General features: G+C 48.8%; 1 protein-coding gene. It reads left to right on the top strand.

The window, feature by feature from the left end; genetic code table 11:
- Positions 1-16: 16 nt before the first annotated feature.
- Positions 17-326 (top strand): phosphotransferase family protein (locus AWR36_RS15955; protein WP_176491163.1); only part of this gene is annotated, 310 nt, incomplete at its 3' end.

Below are 326 nucleotides of genomic sequence, written 5' to 3'. Positions count from 1 at the left end.
ACGTTGGAAGATGTTGTTGCAATCCCCTGAAAGAATGGCTCAATTGCCGACTGAAGCCCAAGCGTGCTTAAAAGCACATTCGCCGGATTGGTTGGCGCACTTGATGGATGACGGTCAGCCTGTGCACGGAGATTTGAATGTCGGTAATGTTTTGTTTCGGCCTGATGGTCGGGTGGCGTTTTTAGATTTTGAAGACAGTTTGACGGCTTGGTTCGACCCTTTGAAGGATCTGGCTTTTGTGATTGAGCGATTCGTGTTGTGCGTGCATGAACCCGAACAATTGACGGCCATGAGCCATACTCTTTTGGATGCCTATCAAGCGCAAA

Origin of the sequence: Microbulbifer flavimaris (assembly GCF_001641755.2) — a bacterium.
GTDB lineage: Bacteria > Pseudomonadota > Gammaproteobacteria > Pseudomonadales > Cellvibrionaceae > Microbulbifer > Microbulbifer flavimaris.
This window is presented reverse-complemented; position numbering and strand designations above follow the sequence as displayed.